Origin of the sequence: Pseudomonas orientalis (assembly GCF_002934065.1) — a bacterium.
GTDB lineage: Bacteria > Pseudomonadota > Gammaproteobacteria > Pseudomonadales > Pseudomonadaceae > Aquipseudomonas > Aquipseudomonas orientalis_A.
The window spans coordinates 1,904,127-1,928,389 of record NZ_CP018049.1 but is presented as its reverse complement, the minus strand read 5'-3'; the positions used below and the strand labels follow the sequence as shown (position 1 = coordinate 1,928,389).

22 protein-coding genes are annotated in these 24,263 nt (G+C 60.7%); 13 read left to right on the top strand and 9 right to left on the bottom strand.

Annotated elements, in window-relative coordinates; genetic code table 11:
* Window positions 1–8: 8 nt before the first annotated feature.
* From sdhA to sdhC, 3 genes are read right to left on the bottom strand one after another with little or no spacing between them, the layout of a single operon-like run.
* Window positions 9–1,781 (bottom strand): succinate dehydrogenase flavoprotein subunit, encoded by a 1,773-nt coding sequence (gene sdhA / locus BOP93_RS08780; RefSeq protein WP_065884233.1) that lies wholly within the window; start codon window positions 1,779–1,781, stop codon window positions 9–11.
* A gap of 3 nt (window positions 1,782–1,784) precedes the next feature.
* Window positions 1,785–2,153: a succinate dehydrogenase, hydrophobic membrane anchor protein gene (gene sdhD, locus BOP93_RS08775; RefSeq protein ID WP_065884231.1), complete on the bottom strand. Its 369-nt coding sequence runs from the start codon at window positions 2,151–2,153 to the stop codon at window positions 1,785–1,787.
* On the bottom strand, window positions 2,147–2,521 hold the full coding sequence (sdhC, locus tag BOP93_RS08770; protein ID WP_057722687.1) for a succinate dehydrogenase, cytochrome b556 subunit: 375 nt from the start codon (window positions 2,519–2,521) through the stop codon (window positions 2,147–2,149). Before sdhC ends, sdhD begins: the two co-directional genes overlap by 7 nt.
* Before the next feature lie 365 nt (window positions 2,522–2,886).
* Between sdhC and gltA the strand changes: the two genes are divergently transcribed.
* Window positions 2,887–4,176 (top strand): citrate synthase, encoded by a 1,290-nt coding sequence (gene gltA, locus BOP93_RS08765; protein WP_104502293.1) that lies wholly within the window; start codon window positions 2,887–2,889, stop codon window positions 4,174–4,176.
* A 252-nt stretch (window positions 4,177–4,428) separates the two neighbouring features.
* On the opposite strand, the gene BOP93_RS08760 is transcribed toward gltA, so the two are convergent.
* From BOP93_RS08760 to BOP93_RS08750, 3 genes are all read right to left on the bottom strand, one after another.
* Window positions 4,429–6,087 carry a cation acetate symporter gene (locus tag BOP93_RS08760; protein WP_104502292.1) on the bottom strand — a complete coding sequence of 553 codons (1,659 nt, stop codon included), beginning with the start codon at window positions 6,085–6,087 and terminating at the stop codon, window positions 4,429–4,431.
* Window positions 6,084–6,395, bottom strand: a complete 312-nt coding sequence (locus BOP93_RS08755; protein ID WP_057014105.1) for a DUF485 domain-containing protein — start codon at window positions 6,393–6,395, stop codon at window positions 6,084–6,086. Before BOP93_RS08755 ends, BOP93_RS08760 begins: the two co-directional genes overlap by 4 nt.
* A gap of 253 nt (window positions 6,396–6,648) precedes the next feature.
* The gene (locus BOP93_RS08750; protein ID WP_104502291.1) at window positions 6,649–7,500 is read right to left on the bottom strand and encodes a glycine betaine ABC transporter substrate-binding protein; all 852 of its coding nucleotides are present in this window, start codon (window positions 7,498–7,500) and stop codon (window positions 6,649–6,651) included.
* A 332-nt stretch (window positions 7,501–7,832) separates the two neighbouring features.
* Between BOP93_RS08750 and BOP93_RS08745 the strand changes: the two genes are divergently transcribed.
* Window positions 7,833–9,386 carry a glycosyl hydrolase family 17 protein gene (locus BOP93_RS08745; protein WP_104505254.1) on the top strand — a complete coding sequence of 518 codons (1,554 nt, stop codon included), beginning with the start codon at window positions 7,833–7,835 and terminating at the stop codon, window positions 9,384–9,386.
* Between the two features lie 80 nt (window positions 9,387–9,466).
* Here the strand turns inward: BOP93_RS08745 and BOP93_RS08740 are convergent, their stop codons facing one another.
* Window positions 9,467–9,835, bottom strand: coding sequence for a hypothetical protein (locus BOP93_RS08740; RefSeq protein ID WP_104502290.1), 369 nt, complete (start codon window positions 9,833–9,835; stop codon window positions 9,467–9,469).
* Window positions 9,836–10,070: 235 nt separating this feature from the next.
* Between BOP93_RS08740 and BOP93_RS08735 the strand changes: the two genes are divergently transcribed.
* Together BOP93_RS08735 and BOP93_RS08730 are read left to right on the top strand one after the other, a co-directional pair.
* A complete protein-coding gene (locus BOP93_RS08735; protein ID WP_057722697.1) occupies window positions 10,071–11,369 on the top strand; it encodes a serine/threonine protein kinase in 1,299 nt (432 codons plus the stop codon).
* Window positions 11,362–12,150 carry an MlaA family lipoprotein gene (locus BOP93_RS08730; protein ID WP_065884221.1) on the top strand — a complete coding sequence of 263 codons (789 nt, stop codon included), beginning with the start codon at window positions 11,362–11,364 and terminating at the stop codon, window positions 12,148–12,150. Before BOP93_RS08735 ends, BOP93_RS08730 begins: the two co-directional genes overlap by 8 nt.
* A 55-nt stretch (window positions 12,151–12,205) precedes the next feature.
* Here the strand turns inward: BOP93_RS08730 and BOP93_RS08725 are convergent, their stop codons facing one another.
* Entirely contained in the window at window positions 12,206–13,120 is a 915-nt protein-coding gene (locus BOP93_RS08725) for a DUF808 domain-containing protein (protein WP_104502289.1), read from the bottom strand.
* Between the two features lie 135 nt (window positions 13,121–13,255).
* Between BOP93_RS08725 and BOP93_RS08720 the strand changes: the two genes are divergently transcribed.
* Window positions 13,256–13,861, top strand: coding sequence for a TetR/AcrR family transcriptional regulator (locus tag BOP93_RS08720; protein ID WP_065894780.1), 606 nt, complete (start codon window positions 13,256–13,258; stop codon window positions 13,859–13,861).
* A gap of 128 nt (window positions 13,862–13,989) precedes the next feature.
* On the opposite strand, the gene BOP93_RS08715 is transcribed toward BOP93_RS08720, so the two are convergent.
* Complete coding sequence (locus BOP93_RS08715; RefSeq protein ID WP_104502288.1) at window positions 13,990–14,430, bottom strand: GlcG/HbpS family heme-binding protein; 441 nt, start codon at window positions 14,428–14,430, stop codon at window positions 13,990–13,992.
* Between the two features lie 256 nt (window positions 14,431–14,686).
* Between BOP93_RS08715 and gcl the strand changes: the two genes are divergently transcribed.
* From gcl to BOP93_RS08675, 8 genes are all read left to right on the top strand, one after another.
* Entirely contained in the window at window positions 14,687–16,462 is a 1,776-nt protein-coding gene (gene gcl / locus BOP93_RS08710; protein ID WP_104502287.1) for a glyoxylate carboligase, read from the top strand.
* A 10-nt stretch (window positions 16,463–16,472) separates the two neighbouring features.
* Window positions 16,473–17,255: a hydroxypyruvate isomerase gene (gene hyi / locus BOP93_RS08705; RefSeq protein WP_065936899.1), complete on the top strand. Its 783-nt coding sequence runs from the start codon at window positions 16,473–16,475 to the stop codon at window positions 17,253–17,255.
* Window positions 17,256–17,427: 172 nt separating this feature from the next.
* Complete coding sequence (locus tag BOP93_RS08700) at window positions 17,428–18,318, top strand: 2-hydroxy-3-oxopropionate reductase (protein ID WP_104502286.1); 891 nt, start codon at window positions 17,428–17,430, stop codon at window positions 18,316–18,318.
* 175 nt (window positions 18,319–18,493) lie between these two features.
* Window positions 18,494–19,774, top strand: a complete 1,281-nt coding sequence (locus BOP93_RS08695) for a glycerate kinase type-2 family protein (RefSeq protein ID WP_104502285.1) — start codon at window positions 18,494–18,496, stop codon at window positions 19,772–19,774.
* On the top strand, window positions 19,764–21,179 hold the full coding sequence (gene pyk / locus BOP93_RS08690) for a pyruvate kinase (RefSeq protein WP_104502284.1): 1,416 nt from the start codon (window positions 19,764–19,766) through the stop codon (window positions 21,177–21,179). Before BOP93_RS08695 ends, pyk begins: the two co-directional genes overlap by 11 nt.
* 138 nt (window positions 21,180–21,317) lie before the next feature.
* The gene (locus tag BOP93_RS08685) at window positions 21,318–22,193 is read left to right on the top strand and encodes an urea transporter (protein WP_104502283.1); all 876 of its coding nucleotides are present in this window, start codon (window positions 21,318–21,320) and stop codon (window positions 22,191–22,193) included.
* A gap of 31 nt (window positions 22,194–22,224) precedes the next feature.
* Entirely contained in the window at window positions 22,225–23,049 is an 825-nt protein-coding gene (locus BOP93_RS08680; protein WP_104502282.1) for an ion transporter, read from the top strand.
* A 95-nt stretch (window positions 23,050–23,144) separates the two neighbouring features.
* Window positions 23,145–24,149: a sulfate ABC transporter substrate-binding protein gene (locus BOP93_RS08675; RefSeq protein ID WP_065894770.1), complete on the top strand. Its 1,005-nt coding sequence runs from the start codon at window positions 23,145–23,147 to the stop codon at window positions 24,147–24,149.
* Window positions 24,150–24,263 lie beyond the last annotated feature (114 nt).

Below are 24,263 nucleotides of genomic sequence, written 5' to 3'. Positions count from 1 at the left end.
AGCCACCCTTAGTAAGTCCGAATCTTCGGTTCAAACGTCGGCACCGTCTTCGGCGAGAAGTTCACGGCACGCTTGGTCACGCGCTTGTCACCCGGGAAGTACAGGGTGTGGCACAACCAGTTCTCGTCGTCGCGGTCTTCAAAGTCTTCACGGGCATGAGCACCACGGGATTCCTTGCGAACCTCGGCGGCGATCGCCGTCGCTTCGGCCACTTCCAGCAGGTTCTGCAGCTCAAGGGCTTCGATACGAGCGGTGTTGAACGCCTGGCTCTTGTCGTTGATCTTGACGTTGGCGATGCGTGCGCGCAGGTCGGCCAACTGGGCGATACCCTTCTGCATGTATTCGCCAGTACGGAACACACCGAAGTAGTTCTGCATGCAGCTTTGCAGCTCGCGACGCAGGGTTGCCACGTCTTCGCCATCAGTGCGCTCGTTCAGAGCGTTCAGGCGCGCCAGGGCGGCTTCGATGTTGGCATCGGTGGCGTCATCGTATTCGATGCCGTCGGTCAGGGCTTTTTCCAGGTGCAGGCCGGCAGCGCGGCCGAATACCACCAGGTCGAGCAGCGAGTTGCCGCCCAGGCGGTTGGCACCGTGAACCGATACGCAAGCCACTTCGCCTACCGCGAACAGGCCGTGAATGATCTCGTCCACGCCTTCGGCATTCTGGGTGATGGCCTGGCCATGAATGTTGGTCGGCACGCCGCCCATCATATAGTGGCAGGTCGGAACCACCGGAACCGGAGCAACCACCGGGTCAACGTGGGCAAAAGTCTTGGACAGCTCGCAGATACCTGGCAGGCGGCTGTGCAGCACTTCTTCGCCCAGGTGATCGAGCTTGAGCAGCACGTGGTCGCCGTTCGGGCCACAGCCGTTGCCGGCGATGATCTCTTTAACCATCGAACGGGCCACAACGTCACGACCGGCAAGGTCTTTAGCGTTCGGAGCATAACGCTCCATGAAACGCTCGCCGTGCTTGTTGATCAGGTAACCACCTTCACCACGGCAACCTTCGGTCACCAGTACACCGGCGCCGGCGATGCCGGTCGGGTGGAACTGCCACATTTCGATGTCCTGCACCGGCACGCCTGCACGCAGGGCCATGCCGACGCCGTCACCGGTGTTGATCAGGGCGTTGGTGGTGGACGCGTAGATACGACCTGCACCGCCGGTCGCCAGGACAGTCGCCTTGGCGCGGATGTAGGTGGTTTCACCGGTTTCGATGCAGATGGCGATCACGCCGACGAACTCGCCCTTGCCGTTCTTCACCAGATCGACAGCGTAGTACTCGTTCAGGAACGTGGTACCGGCTTTCAGGTTGCCCTGATAAAGGGTGTGCAGCAGCGCGTGACCGGTACGGTCGGACGCGGCGCAGGTACGGGCAGCCTGCCCGCCTTTACCGTAATCCTTCGACTGGCCGCCGAATGGACGCTGGTAGATACGGCCTTGCTCGGTACGGGAGAACGGCAGACCCATGTGGTCCAGCTCGAATACCGCAGCCGGGCCTTCCTGACACATGTATTCGATAGCGTCCTGGTCACCGATGTAGTCGGAACCCTTGACGGTATCGTACATGTGCCAGCGCCAGTCATCGTTCGGGTCGGCGGAGGCGATGGCGCAGGTGATGCCACCCTGGGCCGATACGGTGTGCGAACGGGTCGGGAACACCTTGGTGATCACGGCGGTCTTGTGACCACCCTGGGCCAGCTGCAGCGCAGCGCGCATGCCAGCACCGCCGCCACCAATAATGATGGCGTCGAAGGAAATAGTTGGAATGTTAGCCATGAATCAGATACCCCAAAGAATCTGCACACCCCAGACGAAGTAAGCGAACATCGCGATGCCGCATACTGCCTGGAAGAGGAAACGGACTGCGGTCGCGGACTTGCCCAGCGCCATTGGCGTCAGGTAGTCGGTCGCGATGGTCCACATGCCGACCCAGGCGTGAGCGCCCAGGGCGACAAGGGCCAGCAGGCTGAAGATTCGCATCGCATTGTGGGCGAACAGGCCGTGCCACTGCTCAAAGCCGATGCCCGGGTTTGCGACGAGGTATCCGATCAGGAAAATGAAATAAGCCGCGAGAACGACCGCAGACACACGCTGTGCCATCCAGTCATAGAGGCCCGAACGCGACAGATTCGTTACGCTGGTTACCATATCCAAACTCCTGCCAGAACGATCAGCACCACGGAAATGGCGATGATGATTTTCGAGCCCAGGCGGCCGCCTTCCAGCGTCTCACCGATGCCCATGTCCATGATCAAATGGCGCACGCCGGCTACCAGGTGATACAGAAGAGAGGACAGGAGGCCCCATGCTACGAACTTGGCCAGCGGGCTGGTCAAGGTTGCCTTCACCTCGGCAAAACCTTCCTCGGAACCCAGGGATTTGCTCAATGCATAAAGCATGATGCCCAGGCCCAGGAACAGGATGATGCCGGAAACACGGTGCAGGAACGACGTAACGCCGGTGATGGGGAGTTTGATGGTCCTTAGGTCTAGGTTTACAGGTCGTTGGCTATTCACGGCTTTTTTTCACACTGAAGAGCCCCTAACAATCAGGGCAAAGTTGTTGGGGAGTGCGACTGGTCAGGTAAGCACCACCCAGGGAGTGCGACCCCCAATGAAAGCAAGCCCAAAAGCCCTTGGCGGTCGGTGGCCGAGTATAGACAGTTAGGTTACTAATGACAACGCGCACACCTCACCCTAATAGCTGATTGCGCTGACGGGATAAAAGGCGTAAATGGCAGGCAATTTCGACGAAAAAGTACGGTTAAAGCCTTCTGGAGCAAGACTTTAGGCAAATTGACATCTGAATTTATCTCACTATAGTGGTGCGGGCCCTGCGTGGGGGGTCTGTCTGATGATTTGAAGCATAAATAGGAGGCCACATGGCTGACAAAAAAGCGCAGTTGATCATCGAGGGCGCAGCCCCCGTCGAGCTGCCCATTTTAACCGGCACCGTTGGTCCCGATGTAATCGACGTACGGGGCCTGACGGCCACGGGCCGTTTCACTTTCGACCCAGGCTTCATGTCGACCGCCTCTTGCGAGTCGAAGATCACCTATATCGATGGCGACAATGGCATTCTGCTTCACCGCGGCTACCCGATCGAGCAACTCGCCGAACAGTCGGACTACCTGGAAACCTGCTACCTGCTGCTAAATGGCGAATTGCCAACAACCGAGCAGAAAGCCCAGTTCGTCAGCACCGTGAAGAACCACACCATGGTTCACGAGCAGTTGAAGACCTTCTTCAACGGCTTCCGTCGCGACGCCCACCCGATGGCCGTCATGTGCGGTGTGGTCGGCGCCCTGTCGGCCTTCTATCACGACTCCCTGGACATCAATAACCCGCAGCATCGCGAAATTTCCGCGATCCGCCTGGTTGCCAAGATGCCGACCCTGGCCGCCATGGTGTACAAGTACTCCATGGGCCAACCCATGATGTACCCGCGCAACGACCTGACGTACGCGGAAAACTTCCTGCACATGATGTTCAACACGCCGTGCGAGATCAAACCGATCAGCCCGGTGCTCGCCAAGGCCATGGACCGGATCTTTATCCTCCACGCCGACCACGAACAGAACGCCTCCACCTCTACCGTGCGTCTGGCCGGCTCTTCGGGCGCCAACCCGTTCGCCTGTATCGCCGCCGGCATTGCCGCCCTGTGGGGCCCTGCCCACGGCGGTGCGAACGAAGCCGTATTGACCATGCTCGATGAAATCGGCGATGTCTCGAACATCGACAAATTCATCGCCAAGGCCAAGGACAAGAACGACCCGTTCAAGTTGATGGGCTTCGGTCACCGGGTCTACAAGAACCGCGACCCGCGCGCCACCGTCATGAAGCAGACCTGCGACGAAGTGTTGAAGGAACTGGGCATCAAGAACGATCCGCAACTCGAACTGGCCATGCGCCTGGAAGAGATCGCCCTGACCGACCCTTACTTCATCGAACGCTCGCTGTACCCGAACGTCGACTTCTACTCGGGGATCATCCTCAAGGCGATCGGCATTCCAACCAGCATGTTCACCGTGATCTTCGCCCTGGCGCGGACCGTGGGCTGGATCTCCCACTGGAAGGAAATGCTCTCGAGCCCGTACAAGATTGGCCGCCCGCGCCAGTTGTACACCGGCTATGAGTCGCGTGACATTACCAAGCTGGAAGATCGCAAGTAAGCATTTAGCTGCGAGCTGTACTGAGAACGGCCTCCCTTAGTGGAGGCCGTTTTTATTTGTGTCGTCTGAGCTGGCCTCATCGGGGGCAAGCCCCCTCCCACATTTGACTGTATTCACACGTTCAGATGTGTAAACGCAATCCAGTGTGGGAGGGGGCCTGCCCCCGATGAGGCCAGACCAGACACCACAAATCTCCAGACAAAAAAATACCCCAGCCTTTCGACCGGGGCATTTCTTCATCCCTCTAAAAGCTTAGTGGTTAACCGCCCCACTCGCTCCCAGCCCCGTCTGCGAACGCACAAACTGCGGGAAGTACAGCGCACGCTCTTTCTCCGCCGCCGCCGACTTGTCGGTGATGGAGAAGAACCAGATACCGACGAACGCAATGATCATCGAGAACAGCGCCGGGTACTCGTACGGGAAGATGGCTTTTTCATGGTGCAGGATCGAGACCCAGATGGTCGGCCCCAGGATCATCAGGCCAACGGCACTGACCAGGCCCAGCCAGCCACCAATCATGGCGCCACGGGTGGTGAGGTTTTTCCAGTACATGGAAAGCAGCAGTACCGGGAAATTACAGCTGGCGGCAATCGAGAACGCCAGGCCGACCATGAACGCAATGTTCTGGCTTTCGAACAGAATCCCCAGGCCGATAGCCAACACCGCCAGGGCGATGGTGGTGATCTTCGACACGCGAATCTCGTCCTTCTCGTTGGCCTTGCCTTTCTTGATCACGCTGGCGTACAGGTCGTGGGACACCGCCGAAGCACCTGCCAGAGTCAAGCCGGCAACCACCGCAAGGATGGTGGCGAAGGCCACGGCCGAGATGAAGCCCAGGAAGATACTGCCGCCCACCGCGTTGGCCAGGTGCACCGCCGCCATGTTGTTGCCGCCGAGCAGAGCACCGGCCGCGTCCTTGAACGCCGGGTTGGTGCTGACCAGCAGGATCGCGCCAAAGCCGATGATGAACGTCAGGATATAGAAGTAGCCGATAAAGCCGGTGGCATACAGCACGCTCTTACGCGCTTCCTTGGCGTCGCTCACGGTGAAGAAGCGCATCAGGATGTGCGGCAGGCCCGCAGTACCGAACATCAGGGCAAGCCCCAGGGAGAACGCCGAGATCGGATCTTTCACCAGACCGCCCGGGCTCATGATCGCTTCACCTTTAGGGTGAACCTTGATCGCCTCGGAGAACAGCATATTGAAGTCGAAGTTCACGTGCTTCATCACCATCAGCGCCATGAACGAGGCACCGGACAGCAGCAGCACCGCCTTGATGATCTGCACCCAGGTGGTCGCCAGCATGCCGCCGAACAGTACGTACAGGCACATCAGGATGCCCACCAGAATCACCGCCACATGGTAATCGAGGCCGAACAGCAGTTGGATCAGCTTGCCCGCGCCGACCATCTGCGCGATCAGGTAGAACGCTACCACCACCAGCGAACCACAGGCCGACAGGCTGCGAATCTGGGTTTGCCCGAGGCGATAGGACGCCACGTCAGCAAAGGTGTACTTGCCCAGGTTACGCAGGCGCTCGGCGATCAGGAACAGGATGATCGGCCAGCCCACCAGGAAGCCGATCGAGTAGATCAGGCCGTCATAACCGGAGGTGAACACCAGCGCGGAAATCCCCAGGAAGGACGCGGCCGACATATAGTCGCCGGCGATCGCCAGGCCGTTCTGGAAACCGGTGATCTTGCCGCCGGCCGCATAGTAGTCGGCCGCCGAGTTGTTGCGCTTGGAGGCCCAGTAGGTGATGCACAACGTCGCGCCGACAAAGGCCACGAACATCAGGATCGCTGCAATATTCAGCGGTTGCTTGTGCACTTCACCGGTCAATGCATCGGCCGCCCAAACGGCGGGCGCAAAGACTGAAGCGGCGAATACAGCCAATAGACGACGGATCATTGCGCAGCCTCCTTGAGAATCGCATTGTTCAGGTCGTCGAATTCGCCGTTGGCGCGTCGTACATAGATGCCGGTGAGGATGAAGGCCGAGACAATCAGCCCGACCCCAATGGGGATGCCCCAGGTGATGGATGAACCAGGGCTGAGCTTGGCCCCCAGCACTTGCGGCCCGTAGGCGATCAACAGGATGAATCCGGAGTAAAGCCCTAGCATGATCGCCGAGAGAATCCAGGCGAATCTTTCCCTTTTCCTGACCAGCTCCTTGAAACGCGGGCTGTTTTGAATCGAGAGGTAAATGCTGTCGTTCATTGTTTTTATCCTCGCAGCACAGCTTTTTTATTATTGGAACGTATCCACTGTATGCGGCTGTGGAAAGGGTTCCAGACGACCTTAGTAGTAGATCGAGTGTAGCGAGGGTTTGCTGGAGCACAGAAAAATTTGAGGACGAATGAAATCAATGTGGGAGGGGGCTTGCCCCCGATGCGGTAGGTCAGTCAACACTGCGCTGACTGAACTGTCGCAATCGGGGGCAAGCCCCCTCCCACAGGTACATCAGTGGCTTTTATTTAGCGGTCCACTCGGCGACGCGCTCAGGGTGCTTGGCGACCCAATCCTTGGCCGCGGCATCGGGCTTGGCGCCCTCTTGAATGGCCAGCATGACTTCACCGATTTCATCCTTGGAGGCCCACTGGAATTTCTTCAGGAACGCCGCCACTTCCGGCGCTTTCGCCTCCAGGCCCTTGCTGCCGATGCTGTTGACGGTTTCAGCAGCACCATAAACGCCTTTCGGGTCTTCCAGGAAACGCAGTTTCCACTTGGCGAACATCCAGTGCGGCACCCAACCGGTGACCGCGATGGAATCCTGCTTGTCTTCGGCGCGGGTCAGTTCGGCGATCATTGCGGCGCCCGAGCTGGCTTGCAGTTTGTAGTCGAGCCCGTATTGCTTGATGGCCTCGTCGGTCTTGAGCATCACGCCTGAACCGGCGTCGATGCCGACGATTTTGTTTTTGAAGGTGGTGTCGGTCTTGAGGTCTTCGATGGACTTGGCCTTGACGTACTCCGGCACGATCAAGCCAATTTTCGCATCCTTGAAGTTGGGGCCGTAGTCGACCACCTTGTCCTTGTTCTTGGTCCAGTATTCGCCGTGGGTCACCGGCAGCCAGGCGGACAGCATGGCATCGAGCTTACCGGTGGCCACACCCTGCCACATGATCCCGGTGGCGACCGCTTGCAGCTTCACGTCATAGCCGAGCTTTTGCTTGATCACTTCAGCCGCCACATGGGTGGTGGCCACGCTGTCGGACCAGCCATCCACATAGCCGATGCTCAGGGTTTTGCTGTCGGCACTGGCCAGTGTGGAGCCCATCGCAACTACCAGCGTGGCAGCTGCGCCCAAGAGTCGTCGCATCTTCATATTACTTCCCCGAAAGTGCTGCGCCCGACGAATGCCGAGCGACGTCAACCTGTTGTTATACGGTGCACCGCGCCCCCTTCACGCGCATCGATCCGGTCGCTGAGGCATCAGTGGAGTACTGACAGTTTTATCATCAACCTGCCGAGGCCTTTACCCTGCTCTGTCAGCGACCTTGGTTGAGCAGGAAACGACATCACATCGCCAGCAGGACGTTTTGTAGGAGTTATCGTCAGAATCACGCCCGAAGTTTGCATGTCAAAATTATGCAGCCGCACTGGCGCGCGCCAAATCCGGGTAAGATGCGCGCCTTTGCTCTCCCAGATAAGCCGACCATGCCCGCGACTGCCCGCTTCCCCGCCCTGCCCTATTTTCTTGCTTTGATCCTGGGTGTGCTCGCCCTTGTCGGCTACTGGTATGGCCTCGGCCGGCCGCTGGTGCTGCCGGATGTAGCGAGCGCCAGCCACAAGCTGCAATGTGCGTCCTATACGCCGTTCGACAAGGACCAATCGCCGTTCGACCAGCCCTTCCAGCTGCGTCCCGAACGCATGGACGCCGACCTGGCCCTGCTGGCCACACGCTTTGAATGCATTCGCACGTACTCCATGACCGGCCTCGAAGCGTTGCCGCAGATGGCGCGCAAGCATGGCCTGAAGGTGATGGCCGGGGCCTGGGTAAGCAGCGACCCGGTGGCGACTCAAAAGGAAATCGACGAGTTGATCACGGCCGCCAATGCCAACCCGGACGTGGTGACCTCGGTTATCGTCGGCAACGAAGCGCTGTTGCGCAAAGAGGTCACCGCTAAACAGCTGGTGACGCTGATCCAGACCGTCAAGCGCCAGATCAAGCAACCGGTCACCTACGCCGATGTGTGGGAATTCTGGCTGCAGCACCCGGAAATCGCCCCGGCGGTGGACTTCCTGACCATCCACCTGCTGCCGTACTGGGAAGATGAGCCATCCGGCATCGACCAGGCGCTCAAGCACGTAGGCGATGTACGCCAGACCTTCGGCCATAAGTTTGCGCCCAAGGACATTCTGATCGGCGAAACCGGCTGGCCCAGTGAAGGACGCCAGCGCGAAACCGCCGTGCCGAGCCGGGTCAATGAAGCCAGGTTCATGCGCGGCTTTGTCGCCATGGCCGAAGCCAATGGCTGGCGCTACAACCTGATTGAAGCCTTTGACCAGCCGTGGAAACGCGCCAGTGAAGGGGCCGTGGGCGGTTATTGGGGGCTGTTCGATGCAGACCGTCAGGACAAGGGCATCCTCGCAGGGCCGGTGACCAATGTGCCGTACTGGCCGCTATGGCTGGGCGTCGGCGGGATGATTCTGTTGGGGACATTGGTGCTCGGCGGGCGGGTGCGGACAGTTCGTGCGGCCATTGCCCTGCCTTTACTGGGGGCGGTCGCCGCATGTTCCGTCGGCACCTGGGCTGAACTGACCCGCGTTACCGCGCGCTTTGCTGATGAATGGGTATGGGCCGGCTTGCTGGTGATATTGAACCTGCTGGTACTGGCCCACGCCGCCCTGGCGCTCGGCGTGCGTGATGGGTGGCGTGAGCGAGCGTTCAACTGGCTGGAACAGCGCGCCGGGTGGTGGGTGGCAATCGCCGGGTTTGCTGGCGCTGTGATGATGCTGGCGCTGGTGTTTGACCCACGTTATCGCAGCTTTCCAAGCGCGGCGCTGGTGCTGCCGGCCCTGGTGTACCTGGTGCGCCCGGTGAGCGGGCCGCGTCGGGAGATGGCGCTGCTGACCTTTATCATCGGTGCCGGCATTGCGCCGCAATTGTACCGTGAAGGTGTGCTGAATCAGCAGGCCTGGGGTTGGGCGGTGGTCAGCCTGCTTATGGTTGTGGCTTTGTGGCGTTGCTTGCGGGTGCGCAAGGCTTAACACCCCCATCGGGGGCAAGCCCCCTCCCACATTTGGAATGCGTTCCCCTGTGGGAGGGGGCTTGCCCCCGATTGGCCCTGTCAGACGACGCAAGGCTTCCTGACCAACCGCAACCCCGCAATCACCACCGCAAACACCGCAAACGTGGTGTTATACAGCGCCAACGCCGGCAACCCGAACACCACCCCCAACACCGCCAAGCCCCACCCCGCACGGCCCGGCACGCAAAACCCTAGCACCGACGCAATCAACGCCGCCCACCCCAACACCTTGAAATGAATCATCAACCCAAGGTTCGAACGCACCTGGCATTCCCAGCGGCTGGCTTCATCAGCACAAATGCCGACCCACTGCCCATCCTCCATAAAGCCATACCGCGCGGCATAACTGGCCGCCAACCATAATGGCAGGGCGATAAGCAGCAGGATCAATGGCAAACGACGGGACATAGGGCACTCCGATAGGCAAAAACGGCGCTCAGCTTAATCCCCCGGCGGCCGTTAGCAAGGTGTCTGCGCAGATATCTGTTCATCAATGCGTGGCAAAGTGTATCGTCTGCCAGCTATTACTCCGATTCCGACGTTTTTTTCCGACTTTTCGTGCCGAAGGCTGGCACTTCGGTGGCAACGCGGTGGTCATAGCCTGCGAATTTCATTCAGCACCTTTCCTCTTAGGGATTAAGTCATGCTCCGTTCCTTGCGCTGTGCTGCCTTGCTGGGCAGCCTTTTTTTGAGTGCGTCAGCACTGGCCGTCGATATCGACCAGGCCAGCTATGGCTACCCTTTGACGAACCCGTTCGAAGCGACCATTGCCACCACTCCACCCGATCTTCGGCCCACGTTGCCGACCGACGACGAGATCAATCAATCCGATTACACCTTGAACATGCGTCCCGAGCGCGAGTTCAGCCTGCCGGACAACTTCTGGGCGGTGAAGAAACTCACCTACCGCATCGCCAAGCAGGACCGCGCCGCGCCATTGATCTTTCTGATCGCCGGTACCGGTGCGCGCTTCGACAGCAGCATCAACGAATACCTCAAGAAGCTGTATTACCAGGCCGGCTACCACGTGGTGCAGCTGTCATCGCCGACCAGCTTCGACTTCATCAGCGCCGCATCGCGCTTCGCCACTCCGGGTATCACCCAGGAAGACGCCGAAGACATGTACCGCGTGATGCAGGCCGTGCGTGCGCAGAACGCTTCGTTGCCGGTGACTGATTTCTACCTCACCGGGTACAGCCTGGGCGCCCTGGATGCTGCCTTTGTCAGCAAGCTCGACGAAACCCGTCGCAGCTTCAACTTCAAGAAAGTGCTGCTGCTCAACCCTCCGGTCAACCTCTACACGTCGATCACCAACCTCGACAAGCTGGTCCAGACCGAGGTCAAGGGCATCAACAACACCACCACCTTCTATGAACTGGTGTTGAGCAAGCTGACCCGCTACTTCCAGCAAAAGGGCTACATTGACCTCAATGACGCCCTGCTCTACGACTTCCAACAGTCCAAGCAGCACCTGACCAACGAACAGATGGCCATGCTGATCGGCACCTCGTTCCGTTTCTCGGCTGCCGATATCGCCTTTACTTCGGACCTGATCAACCGCCGCGGCCTGATCATCCCGCCCAAATACCCGATCACCGAAGGCACCAGCCTCACGCCGTTCCTCAAGCGCGCCCTGCAGTGCGACTTCGACTGCTACCTCACCGAACAGGTGATCCCGATGTGGCGCGCCCGTTCCGACGGCGGCAGTCTGCTGCAACTGGTGGACCAGGTGAGCCTGTATGCGCTCAAGGACTACCTGCATGCCAGCCCGAAGATCGCCGTGATGCACAACGCCGACGACGTGATCCTTGGTCCGGGCGACCTGGGTTTCCTGCGTAAAACTTTCGGCGATCGCTTGACCGTCTACCCGCTGGGCGGCCACTGCGGCAACCTCAATTACCGCGTCAACGCCGACGCCATGCTGGAGTTCTTCCGTGGCTAAATATCTTCTGCTGCTTGCTGCACTGATGTGCGCAGGCGTGGCCAATGCCGACAACAGCAAGGCCCACGAACCGGTCAAGGTCGATGCCGACGGCTTCAAGGAGCCGCTGACCAAACTCAAGTTCAACGCAGGCCTGGACCAGCGTGAATTCGAACGTTCGTCGCTGACCGCGCTCAACGTGTATGACCCGCTGGAGTCGTGGAACCGCCGCGTTTACCACTTCAACTATCGCTTCGACCAGTGGGTGTTCCTGCCGGTGGTGGACGGTTACCGCTACGTCACCCCAAGCTTCCTGCGCACCGGCGTGAGCAACTTCTTCAACAACCTGGGCGACGTGCCCAACCTGTTGAACAGCCTGCTGCAACTCAAGGGCCATCGCTCCCTGGAGACCACCGGGCGCCTGCTGGTCAACACCACGATCGGCATCGCCGGCCTGTGGGACCCGGCCACCGCCATGGGCTTGCCGCGCCAGAGCGAGGACTTCGGTCAGACCCTGGGTTTCTACGGCGTACCCGGCGGCGCCTATGTGGTGCTGCCGATCTTCGGCCCGTCGAATCTGCGCGACACCGGCGGCCTGCTGGTGGACTACACCGCCGAATCGCAGATCAACTTCCTCAACGTCTCCGAAGTCAGCTCCAACCACCCGGAAATCTGGGCCCTGCGCGCCGTGGACAGGCGCTACCAGACCAGCTTCCGCTATGGGCAGATGAACTCGCCGTTCGAGTATGAAAAGGTGCGCTACATCTACACCGAATCGCGCAAGTTGCAGATTGCCGAGTAAACGACACACACAAAAAAGGCCATTCAATCGAATGGCCTTTTTTATGCCTGTTACTTCATGCCCTGAACGCTTTCCAAACCTTGCCGACCACGCTGACCACGACCAACACCACAGCCCCTGCAATAATCCCCGCCACCGCATTCAACAACGTCGGCATCAACCACGCCAGCGCCCCGCTGTTCTGGCTCACGGTTTCGATCCAGTGATGCACCACCGGCACGCCATGGGTGAGGATGCCGCCGCCGACCATGAACATCGCCGCCGTACCGATCACCGACAGGCTTTTCATCATGTAAGGCGCTGCACTGAGAATGGCGCCGCCGATATTGCGTGCCACTTGGCCCGGTTTCTGTGTCAGCCACAGCCCCAAGTCATCCAGCTTGACGATACCCGCCACCAGCCCGTAAACGCCGGCGGTCATGACGATGGCGATGCCCGACAGCACGATCACCTGCTGCGTCAACGCCGCATCGGCCACGATGCCGAGGGTGATGGCAATGATTTCGGCCGAAAGAATAAAGTCGGTGCGGATCGCGCCTTTGATCTTGTCCTTCTCGAACGCCACCAGGTCAGTCGCCGGGTCGGCCACCGCTTCGCTCAACTGCGCGTGTTCGGCCTGGTCTTGCGCCTTGCTGTGCAGAAATTTGTGCGCGAGTTTTTCGAACCCTTCGAAACACAGGTAGGCGCCGCCCAGCATCAATAGTGGCGTCACCGCCCAGGGGGCGAAGGCGCTGATCAACAGTGCGGTCGGCACCAGGATCAACTTGTTGACGAACGAGCCCTTGGCCACCGCCCACACCACGGGAATTTCCCGCTCGGCGCGCACGCCGGAGACTTGCTGGGCATTGAGCGCCAGGTCATCGCCGAGTACACCCGAAGTCTTCTTCGCCGCCATTTTTGTCATCAGTGCAACGTCATCGAGTACCGCGGCGATATCGTCGAGCAAAACCAACAAGCTGCTTCCTGCCATGAATCGGGTATCCGTTAAGTGAGAGATGAGGCGAGCATAGCGCGGCGCACTGCTGAGCGGGCACATTGTTGAGGCGCGCGGATGGCCGGTGCTACCATGCGCCACCGCCTGTCATGGCAAGGAAACGTCCGGTTTATGAGCAGCATTCGCGAGCGCAACAAAGAAAAGATCCTGCGGGCGGCGAGCGAGGAGTTTGCCGACAAGGGCTTCGCCGCGACCAAAACCAGCGACATCGCCGCCAAGGCCGGGCTGCCCAAGCCCAACGTCTACTATTACTTCAAGTCCAAGGACAACCTCTACCGCGAGGTGCTTGAGAGCATTATCGAGCCGATCCTGGCCGCTTCCACGCCGTTCAACCCCGAGGGCGACCCCAAGGAAGTGTTGAGCAACTATATCCGCTCGAAAATCCGTATCTCCCGCGACTTGCCGTTTGCTTCCAAGGTGTTTGCCAGCGAAATCATGCACGGCGCGCCGCACCTCAGCGCCGAACAGGTCGAACAGCTCAATGCCCAGGCCAGGCACAATATCGACTGCATTCAGAGCTGGGTGGAGCGCGGCCTGATCGCGAAGATCGAGCCTAATCACCTGATGTTCAGTATCTGGGCGGCGACCCAGACCTACGCGGATTTCGACTGGCAGATCTCGGCGGTGACCGGCAAGGCCAAGTTGGATGAGGCCGATTATGAAGCGGCGGCGCAGACGATTATTCGGTTGGTGCTCAAGGGGTGTGAGCCGGACTGATAGTCCCGCAGTGCCTGTGCCAATCGGGGGCAAGCCCCCTCCCATATTTGACCGCATTCTCAAAGTGAACATCGGTGAAGTGTGGGAGGGGCTTGCCCCCGATGAGGCCCTGACAGTCACTCAGTACTTTAAGCCGACACCCCCGCATCCGCCCTCAACCCCACCCCCTCGATCGCCGTAATCGCGCACTGCTCGTCAATATCCGACGTATCCCCGCTGATACCGATCGCCCCCAGCACCACGCCGTCCTGATTGCGAATCAACACCCCACCCGGCGCCGGCACCACACTGCCCTGCCCCAGGCTGTTCAGCGCCGCGATAAACGCTGGCCGCTGCTGCGCATCCAGCGCCAGCAGGCGTGAGCCTTTGCCCATGGCAATCGCGCCCCAGGCTTTGCCGATCGCGATCTGCGGGCGCAGCAGGCTTGAGCCGTCTTCGCGCTGCAGGACGACCAGGTGCCCGCCACTGTCGAGCACTGCAATGGTCAGCGGCGCGGCGGCAATGGTGCGGCCCGCAGCGAGGGCCTGGCTGGCCAGTTGGGTGGCAATCTTCAAGGTTAAAGCGCTCATGGTGCCGTCCTTCTTTTGTTATTGGGAATACGTTGGAGCGTCTGTTTGATCAGATGCCGGATCGAACAAATAGAACACAATGATATTCATTTTTGTATACAATATTTTTAAACAAAGCTTCCATACGTCGAGAAAAGTGATTCAGACGAACGCAAAGCTCAGTTTATGAAATGCATTGACCTACGCCGCTCGCCGTGAATACACTTTGCTCAAACACCACTTGTATACAATTACAAAACGCAAGAGGCACCAAAACATGAGCAAAATGAGAGCAATCGAAGCCGCCGTCCTGGTGATGCGCCGTGAAGGGGTGGACACCGCCTTCGGTATCCCGGGCGCCGCGATCAACCCGTTGTATTCGGCCTTGCAGAAGGTGGGTGGCATCGATCACGTCCTTGCTCGCCACGTTGAAGGCGCCTCACACATGGCCGAGGGCTACACCCGCACCAAGGCCGGCAACATCGGCGTGTGCATCGGCACCTCGGGCCCGGCGGGCACCGACATGGTCACCGGCTTGTACAGCGCCTCGGCCGATTCGATCCCGATCCTGTGCATCACCGGGCAAGCGCCCCGCGCACGGATGCACAAGGAAGACTTCCAGGCCGTGGACATCACCAGCATCGTCAAGCCGGTGACCAAGTGGGCGACCACCGTGCTCGAACCGGGCCAAGTGCCCTATGCGTTCCAGAAGGCTTTCTATGAAATGCGCTCCGGTCGCCCGGGCCCGGTACTGATCGACTTGCCGTTCGACGTACAGATGGCCGAGATCGAGTTCGACATCGACGCCTACCAGCCACTGCCCCTGGCCAAGCCTTTGGCCACCCGCATTCAGGTAGAGAAAGCCCTGGCAATGCTCGACCAGGCTGAACGCCCCTTGTTGGTCAGCGGTGGTGGTGTGATCAACGCCGACGCCAGCGAGCTGCTGGTGGAATTCGCCGAGCTGACGGGCATCCCGGTGATCCCTACCCTGATGGGCTGGGGCACTATCCCCGACGATCACCCGCTGATGGTGGGCATGGTCGGCCTGCAGACGTCCCATCGGTATGGCAATGCAACGCTGCTCAAGTCCGACGTGGTCCTGGGTATCGGTAACCGCTGGGCCAACCGCCACACCGGTTCGGTGGAGGTGTACACCGAAGGCCGCAAGTTCATCCATGTCGACATCGAACCAACGCAGATCGGCCGCGTGTTTACGCCGGACCTGGGCATCGTGTCCGACGCCGGTTCCGCGCTGACGATGTTCATCGAAGTGGCCCGCGAGTGGAAAGCCGCCGGCAAGCTCAGGGACCGCAGCGCCTGGCTGCACGACTGCCAGCAGCGCAAGGCCACCCTGCACCGCAAGACTCACTTCGACAACGTACCGGTCAAGCCGCAACGGGTGTACGAAGAGATGAACCAGGTGTTCGGCAAAGACACCTGCTACGTCAGCACCATCGGCCTGTCGCAGATTGCCGGCGCGCAGTTCCTCCACGTCTACAAACCACGCCACTGGATCAACTGCGGCCAGGCGGGCCCACTGGGCTGGACCATTCCGGCGGCGCTCGGCGTCGTCAAGGCTGACCCGAGCCGCAAGGTGGTGGCGCTCTCGGGCGACTACGACTTCCAGTTCATGATCGAAGAGCTGGCAGTCGGCGCACAGTTCAAGCTGCCGTATATCCATGTGGTGGTGAACAACTCGTATCTGGGGCTGATCCGCCAGGCACAACGCGGCTTTGAAATGGACTACTGCGTGCAGTTGTCTTTCGACAACCTCAACGCCCCGGAACTCAACGGCTATGGCGTCGACCACGTCGCCGTCGCCGAAGGCCTGGGTTGCAAGGCGCTGCGTGTGTTCGAGCCGAGCCAGATCCAGCCGGCGCTGCGCCGCGCCCAGGAAATGATCGAAGAATTCAAGGTGCCGGTGATCGTTGAGATTATTCTGGAACGGGTGACCAATATTTCCATGGGCACCGAGATCAACGCCGTCAACGAATTCGAAGACCTGGCCCTGGTCGGCAACGACGCACCGACCGCCATTTCCCTGCTCGATTAAGGAGAACCCTATGCCGCGCTTTGCCGCCAACCTGTCCATGCTGTTTACCGAACAGGAGTTCCTTGCCCGCTTCAAAGCGGCCGCCGATGCGGGCTTCGAAGGTGTGGAATACCTGTTCCCGTATGAATTCAGTTCAGCCGACATCAAGGCGCAGCTCGATGCCAACGGCCTGACCCAGGTGCTGTTCAACCTGCCCGCCGGGGACTGGGCCAAAGGCGAGCGCGGCCTGGCCTGCCATCCCGACCGGGTCGAGGAGTTCCGCGCCGGGGTCAAGCTGGCCATCGCCTACGCCCAGGTCCTGGGCAATACCCAGGTCAACTGCCTGGCGGGTATTGCGCCGCAAGGCGTGGATGACGAAACCGTGGAAAAGACCTTCGTCGCCAACCTCAAGTACGCCGCCAACGCGTTGCAGGCGGCGGGCATCAAGCTGGTGATGGAGATGATCAACACCCGCGATATCCCCGGCTTCTACCTGAACAACACCGCCCAGGCCCTGTCGATTCGCGAGCAGGTGGGCAGTGACAATCTGTTCCTGCAGTACGACATCTACCACATGCAGATCATGGAAGGCGATTTGGCCCGGACCATGGCGACGCACCTGGGGGTCATCAACCATATCCAGCTGGCGGATAACCCGGGGCGTAATGAGCCGGGGACGGGGGAGATTAATTACCGGTTCCTGTTCGAGCATTTGGACCGGATTGGCTACACGGGTTGGGTCGGTTGCGAATACAAGCCGCTGACCACTACCGAAGCGGGTTTGGGTTGGCTCAAAACCCATAACGCCATCTAACAGACACCGGCAGCTTATGTGGGAGGGGGCTTGCCCCCGATAGCGGTGGTTCAGTCACATCATCTACACCTGACACACCGCAATCGGGGGCAAGCCCCCTCCCACATTGGACTTGCTGTGTCTGGCAGGCCTCAGCAAGTCTGCTATCGAATAAAAAAAGAGGATTTTGATCATGGCTAAAATCGGATTTATCGGCACCGGGATCATGGGCCAACCCATGGCCGCCAACCTGCAGAAAGCCGGGCATCAACTGTTTCTTTCCGAGCATCACGGCAAAGCGCCTGCCGAGCTGATCGCTGCCGGCGCAGTGGCGCTGGCCAACCCACAGCAAGTGGCCCAGGAAGCTGAATTCATCATTGTGATGGTGCCGGATACCCCTCAGGTCGAAGACGTGCTGTTCCGGGCCGACGGTGTGGCCGCCGGGCTGTCGCCCCATAAAGTGGTGATCGACATGAGTTCGATCTCCCCCACCGCCACCAAGGCGTTCGCGGCCAAGGTCAACGAGACCGGCGCGCAGTACCTGGATGCACCGGTGTCCGGTGGTGAAGTCGGCGCCAAGGCCGGCACGCTGAGCATCATGATTGGTGGCGAGCCGCAGACCTTCGAGCGCGCCCTGCCGCTGTTCCAGGCCATGGGCAAGAACATCACCCTGGTCGGCGGCAACGGCGATGGCCAGACCGCCAAGGTCGCCAACCAGATCATTGTCGCGCTGAATATCCAGGCGGTGGCCGAAGCGCTGCTGTTCGCCTCGAAAAATGGCGCGGACCCGGCCAAGGTGCGTGAAGCGTTGATGGGCGGCTTTGCGTCGTCGAAGATTCTCGAAGTGCATGGCGAACGCATGATCAAGGGCACCTTCGATCCGGGTTTCCGTATCAATCTGCACCAGAAAGACCTGAACCTGGCGTTGGCTGGCGCCAAGGAACTGGGGATCAACCTGCCGAACACCGCCGGCACCCAACAAGTGTTCAGCACCTGTGCCGCGCTTGGTGGCGGCAACTGGGACCATTCGGCGCTGATCAAGGGCCTGGAGCATATGGCGAATTTCTCGATTCGCGATAAATAAGCTGCAATGAAATGCAAATCAGTGTGGGAGGGGGCTTGCCCCCGATTGCGGTGTGTCAGGTATAGATGATGTGACTGAAACACTGCTATCGGGGGCAAGCCCCCTCCCACATTTGCCCCTCATTTCATAGCTGGACGGTTGCATCCCTAATAACAAGATTCCCCGGAGCCCGCTTATGTCGGTCGATCCGCAACACCTGCTTCGCGAGCTGTTTGCCACAGCCATCGACGCCGCCCACCCCCGGCAAGTCCTTGAACCTTACCTGCCCGCCGACCGCAGCGGCCGTGTGATCGTGATCGGCGCCGGCAAGGCCGCCGCCGCCATGGCGCTGGTCGTGGAGCACTGCTGGCAGGGCGAGGTCAGCGGCCTGGTCGTCACCCGCTACGGCCACGGTGCACCGTGCAAGAAAATCGAAGTGGTCGAGGCCGCGCATCCCGTGCCCGACGCTGCCGGCCTGGCCGTGGCCAAACGCGTGCTGCAACTGATCAGTGACCTGAACGAAGACGATCGCGTGATCTTCCTGCTCTCCGGTGGCGGCTCCGCCTTGCTCGCCCTGCCCGCCGAAGGCATCACCCTGGCCGACAAGCAAAGCCTCAACAAAGCCCTGCTCAAGTCCGGCGCCACCATTGGCGAGATGAACTGCGTGCGCAAGCACCTGTCGGCGATCAAGGGTGGACGGTTGGCGAAGGCCGCGTGGCCCGCCACGGTCTACACCTACGCGATTTCCGATGTGCCGGGCGACCTGGCCACGGTAATCGCTTCCGGCCCTACCGTCGGTGACCCCAGCACCTCGCAACAGGCCCTGGCGATCCTCAAGCGCTACGGCATCGACATCCCGGCCTCGGTACGCAGTTGGCTGCAAGACCCCGCCTCGGAAACCGTCAAGCCCGGCGACGCGCTGCTGGCGCGCAGCCACTTCCAATTGATCGCCCGGCCGCAGCAATCCCTGGAAGCGGTGGCGGTTAAAGTGCGCCAGGCCGGTTTCAGCCCGCTGATCCTCGGCGACCTCGAAGGTGAAGCGCGCGAAGTGGCCAAGGTGCACGCCGGCATCGCCCGGCAAATCGTGCAGCACGGCCAGCCGTTGGCGGCGCCGTGCGTGATCCTCTCCGGCGGCGAAACCACCGTCACTGTGCGCGGCAATGGCCGTGGCGGGCGCAACGCGGAATTTTTGCTCAGCCTCACCGACAGCCTCAAGGGCCTGCCCGGCGTCTACGCCCTGGCCGGCGACACCGATGGCATCGACGGCTCGGAAGACAACGCCGGCGCGCTCATGACCCCGTGCAGCTACCGCCGTGCCGAAGCCCTGGGCCTGAGCGCCAGCGACGAGTTGGATAACAACAACGGCTACGGCTATTTCGCCGCCCTGGGCGACTTGATCGTCACCGAGCCGACCCGCACCAACGTCAACGACTTCCGCGCCATCCTGATCCTTGAGACCGCCAAACATGACGCCTGACAAGAAGGTCAAAATCCTCGCCACCCTGGGCCCGGCCACCGATGGGATCGATGACATCCGCGAGCTGGTGCAGGCCGGGGTAAATATCTTTCGCCTCAACTTCAGCCACGGCGACCACGCCGATCACGCGAAGCGCTATGAGTGGATTCGCCAGGTAGAGCGCCAACTGAATTACCCGCTGGGCATCCTCATGGACCTGCAAGGGCCCAAGCTGCGCGTCGGGCGCTTTGCCGAGGGCAAAGTGCAACTGGTGCGCGGCCAGGCGCTGCGCCTGGACCTGGATGAAACACCGGGCGATCAACGCCGGGTCAACCTGCCCCACCCGGAAATCATCGCGGCGCTGGAGCCCGGCATGGACCTGTTGCTGGACGACGGCAAGCTGCGCTTGCGCGTCATCACCCGGCACGCCGACGCCATCGACACCACCGTGCTCAATGGTGGCGAGCTGTCCGACCGCAAGGGCGTGAATGTGCCCCAGGCACTGTTGCAACTCAGCCCGCTGACCTCCAAGGACCGTCGCGACCTGAGCTTTGGCCTGGAGCTGGGCGTGGACTGGGTGGCGCTGTCGTTCGTGCAGCGCCCGGAAGATATCCGCGAAGCCCGCGCACTGATCGGCGACAGGGCATTCCTGATGGCCAAGATCGAGAAGCCCTCGGCGGTGCAACACCTGCGCGAAATCGCCGAATTGAGTGATGCGATCATGGTGGCCCGTGGCGACCTGGGCGTGGAAGTGCCGGCCGAAAGCGTGCCGCACATCCAGAAGGACATCATCAAGACCTGCCGCCAACTGGGTAAACCGGTGGTGGTAGCGACCCAGATGCTCGAGTCCATGCGTTTCTCTCCGGCACCGACCCGCGCCGAAGTCACCGACGTGGCCAATGCGGTGGCCGAAGGGGCGGATGCGCTGATGCTGTCGGCCGAAACGGCCTCGGGCGAATACCCTCTGGAAGCCGTGCAGATGATGAGCAAGATCATCCGCCAGGTGGAACACGGCCCGGATTACCAGGCCCAGCTGGATGTCAGCCGCCCAGGGGCAGATGCCACGATGTCGGACGCCATCAGCTGCGCGATCCGCCGCATCAGCAGCATCCTGCCGGTGGCGGTGCTGGTGAACTACAGCGAGTCGGGCGCCTCCAGCCTGCGTGCGGCACGGGAGCGGCCGGTGGCGCCGATCCTCACGCTCACGCCGAACCTGTCCACGGCGCGGCGCTTGAGCGTGGCGTGGGGCGTGCACTCGGTGGTCAATGATCGGCTTCGGCAGGTGGATGAGGTGTGTTCCACCGCGCTTGAGATCGCCCAGGCCCAGGGCATGGCGCAGCGTGGGGATACGTTGGTGATTACTGCGGGGGTGCCGTTCGGGCAGTTGGGGTCGACCAACTCCTTGCGTATCGAAACCCTGATTTAACGTCTGTTCGGGCCTCATCGGGGGCAAGCCCCCTCCCACACTTGATTGGGTTCACATAGTTGCGATTGTGAATGCAGGCCAATGTGGGAGGGGGCTTGCCCCCGATAGGCACAACTCGGTCTCATTGACGCCCCCCCAATGCACAATCCAACCTGCCCCGACTGGGCCGAAGCCCTGCTCAACGGCTTCAGCCAGATCTTTCTCCAGCGCCATCCGCTGTGCGGCCTGCTGTGCCTGTTGGCGATTCTGATCGGCGCGCCGGGGTTGCTCGGCGGCGCATTGCTGGGTGGCGTCGCAGGCTTGCTCACGGCGCAACGCCGGGGCTACCCCAAGGCTGAACGCCAGGCCGGGCTGTACAGCTACAACGGCGTATTGCTGGGCGTGTTGATCAGCCAGCACCTCGCCTGGTCGGCCCTGGTGCCGCCGCTGATCCTGGCCTGTGGCGGCTTGAGCGCAATGCTGGTGCGGCAGTGGTCGAAATACGCCGCCCACCCCCAGGATCTGCCCGCCTACACCACACCCTTTGTCAGCCTGGGCTGGTTGTTGCTGGGCAACATCGCGCCCGCGACCTTGGCCCTGAGCGAGCCCGAGCCCCTGACGGTAATCGCTGCGCCATTCACCGGCCTGGCGCAAGTGATGCTGTTGGACCAGCCCCTGGCGGGAGCCTTGATTGCGCTCGGCCTGCTGCTGGCTGATCGGCGCGCCGCCTTATGGGCACTGACCGGTGCCATCGCCGGCGTGCCGGTCGCCTTGCTGCTGGGCGAAACCAGCGGCGCCCTGCTCGGCCTGCACAGCTATAACCCGGCGCTCGCCGCCTTGGCACTGAGCCAGGCACGCCGCGAGCCCTGGTTGCCGCTGATCGGCATCGTCCTGGCAATCATGCTCACCCCCGGCTTCGCCGCCCTGCACCTGCCGGCGCTGACGGCGCCCTTCATTCTGACCTGCTGGCTGGTGCGCGCCAGCCAGCGAATACTGCGCAAGCCGCGCATGGACAGTCCGTACGAATCCCCCTAGGCTTTGCCGATATTCAATTCGAGCGGGATTTATGGACAGCAACAACGACTGGCGCCAGCGGCTCTACGTGATGGTTTTCCAAAGCGACACCGTCGCCGGGCGGCGCTTTGACGGCATCCTGTTGTTGATCATCCTCGCCAGCCTGGTGATCGTGATGCTCGACAGCATCGACGAAATTCACCAGAACTACGCTGACGTGCTGGCCTACATCGAGTGGGGCTTCACGCTGATCTTCGCCATCGAGTACGGCCTGCGCCTGTACTGCTCGCCCAAGCCCTTGCGCTACGCCTTCAGTTTTTACGGCCTGGTGGATCTGCTCGCGATCGTGCCCGGCATCCTCGCGTTGTACTACAGCGACGCGCAGTACCTGCTGATTATCCGCATCATCCGCATGCTGCGGATCTTCCGCGTCCTCAAGCTCAGTCCGTACCTCAAGCAGGCCAACTACCTGATGGCGGCGCTGCGCGGCAGCAAACAGAAGATCGTGGTGTTCCTGGTCAGCGTGTGCACCCTGGTGACAGTGTTCGGCACCCTGATGTACGTGATCGAGGGCCCGGAGCACGGGTTTACCAGCATTCCCAAGGGCATCTATTGGGCGATCGTGACGCTCACCACCGTGGGCTTTGGCGATATCGTGCCCAAGACCCCGCTGGGCCAGGTGATTTCCTCGCTGGTGATGATTACCGGCTACTCGATTATTGCCGTGCCGACCGGGATATTCACCGCCGAGCTGGCCAGTGCCATGCGCGGTGAACAGCTGCAGACCGACTGCCCGGTATGCAAGAAGAACAGCCACGAGCCGAGTGCGGCGTTTTGTTCACGCTGTGGCAGTAACCTCTTTAAGAAAGTGGAATAAGCAAAGTTCTTTTTAATCTTTAAGCGACTATGCAGCCCCGGCTATAGTCGCTGGCATTGTGCCTCCCCCTTCTCTCGAACAACAAGGAATGAGCAGTGAAAAACATCCTCAGCGCCTCCCTCCTGGCCGCCGGCCTGGCCCTGGCCGGCGCCGTCCAGGCGGCTCCGGTTACTCTGCTCAACGTCTCCTACGACGTGATGCGTGATTTCTACAAAGACTACAACGCCGCCTTCCAGAAGCATTGGGACGCCGAGCACCCGAATGACAAGCTGACCCTGCAGATGTCCTTCGGCGGCTCCAGCAAACAAGCGCGCTCGGTGATCGACGGCCTGCCGGCGGACGTGATTACCATGAACATGGCGACCGACATCAACGCCCTGGCCGACAACGGCAAGCTCGTACCGGACAACTGGGTCACCCGCCTGCCGAACAACAGTGCGCCGTTCACCTCGGCCACTGTCTTTATCGTGCGCAAGGGCAACCCGAAAGCCCTGAAAGATTGGCCGGATCTGCTCAAGGATGGCGTGCAAGTGATCGTGCCCAACCCGAAGACCTCGGGTAACGGCCGCTACACCTACCTGTCGGCCTGGGGCTATGTGCTCAAGAACGGCGGCGACGAAGAAAAAGCCAAGGCCTTTGTCGGCAAGCTGTTCAAACAAGCGCCGGTACTCGACACCGGTGGCCGGGCCGCAACGACCACCTTCATGACCAACCAGATCGGCGACGTGCTGGTGACCTTTGAGAACGAAGCGGAAATGATCGCCCGTGAATTCGGTCGTGATCAGTTCGAAGTGATCTACCCAAGCGTGTCCGCCGAGGCCGAGCCGCCGGTGTCGGTGGTGGACAAAGTGGTCGAGAAGAAAGGCACCCGCGCCGCCGCCGAAGACTACCTGAAGTACCTGTGGTCGCCGCAAGGCCAGGAAATCGCCGCCAACAACTACCTGCGCCCGCGTGACCCGAACGTGCTGGCCAAGTACACCGACCGTTTCCCGAAAGTCGACTTCCTGTCGGTGGAGAAGACCTTTGGTGACTGGCGCACCGTGCAGAAAACCCACTTCAACGATGGCGGGGTGTTTGACCAGATTTACACCGGCCAATAAACGTTCGGGCTGAATAAACACAGTCAGAACTGTGGGAGGGGGCTTGCCCCCGATGGCGGTGGGTCAGTCAGCATATATATTGACTGACACTCCGCTATCGGGGGCAAGCCCCCT

Coding starts and splice junctions, on each gene's coding strand:
- sdhA (WP_065884233.1), bottom strand. CDS start 1,781: ATGGCTAACATTCCAACTATTTCCTTCGACGCCATCATTATTGGTGGC.
- sdhD (WP_065884231.1), bottom strand. CDS start 2,153: ATGGTAACCAGCGTAACGAATCTGTCGCGTTCGGGCCTCTATGACTGG.
- gltA (WP_104502293.1), top strand. CDS start 2,887: ATGGCTGACAAAAAAGCGCAGTTGATCATCGAGGGCGCAGCCCCCGTC.
- BOP93_RS08760 (WP_104502292.1), bottom strand. CDS start 6,087: ATGATCCGTCGTCTATTGGCTGTATTCGCCGCTTCAGTCTTTGCGCCC.
- BOP93_RS08755 (WP_057014105.1), bottom strand. CDS start 6,395: ATGAACGACAGCATTTACCTCTCGATTCAAAACAGCCCGCGTTTCAAG.
- BOP93_RS08750 (WP_104502291.1), bottom strand. CDS start 7,500: ATGAAGATGCGACGACTCTTGGGCGCAGCTGCCACGCTGGTAGTTGCG.
- BOP93_RS08745 (WP_104505254.1), top strand. CDS start 7,833: ATGCCCGCGACTGCCCGCTTCCCCGCCCTGCCCTATTTTCTTGCTTTG.
- BOP93_RS08740 (WP_104502290.1), bottom strand. CDS start 9,835: ATGTCCCGTCGTTTGCCATTGATCCTGCTGCTTATCGCCCTGCCATTA.
- BOP93_RS08735 (WP_057722697.1), top strand. CDS start 10,071: ATGCTCCGTTCCTTGCGCTGTGCTGCCTTGCTGGGCAGCCTTTTTTTG.
- BOP93_RS08725 (WP_104502289.1), bottom strand. CDS start 13,120: ATGGCAGGAAGCAGCTTGTTGGTTTTGCTCGACGATATCGCCGCGGTA.
- BOP93_RS08720 (WP_065894780.1), top strand. CDS start 13,256: ATGAGCAGCATTCGCGAGCGCAACAAAGAAAAGATCCTGCGGGCGGCG.
- BOP93_RS08715 (WP_104502288.1), bottom strand. CDS start 14,430: ATGAGCGCTTTAACCTTGAAGATTGCCACCCAACTGGCCAGCCAGGCC.
- gcl (WP_104502287.1), top strand. CDS start 14,687: ATGAGCAAAATGAGAGCAATCGAAGCCGCCGTCCTGGTGATGCGCCGT.
- hyi (WP_065936899.1), top strand. CDS start 16,473: ATGCCGCGCTTTGCCGCCAACCTGTCCATGCTGTTTACCGAACAGGAG.
- BOP93_RS08700 (WP_104502286.1), top strand. CDS start 17,428: ATGGCTAAAATCGGATTTATCGGCACCGGGATCATGGGCCAACCCATG.
- BOP93_RS08695 (WP_104502285.1), top strand. CDS start 18,494: ATGTCGGTCGATCCGCAACACCTGCTTCGCGAGCTGTTTGCCACAGCC.
- pyk (WP_104502284.1), top strand. CDS start 19,764: ATGACGCCTGACAAGAAGGTCAAAATCCTCGCCACCCTGGGCCCGGCC.
- BOP93_RS08685 (WP_104502283.1), top strand. CDS start 21,318: ATGCACAATCCAACCTGCCCCGACTGGGCCGAAGCCCTGCTCAACGGC.
- BOP93_RS08680 (WP_104502282.1), top strand. CDS start 22,225: ATGGACAGCAACAACGACTGGCGCCAGCGGCTCTACGTGATGGTTTTC.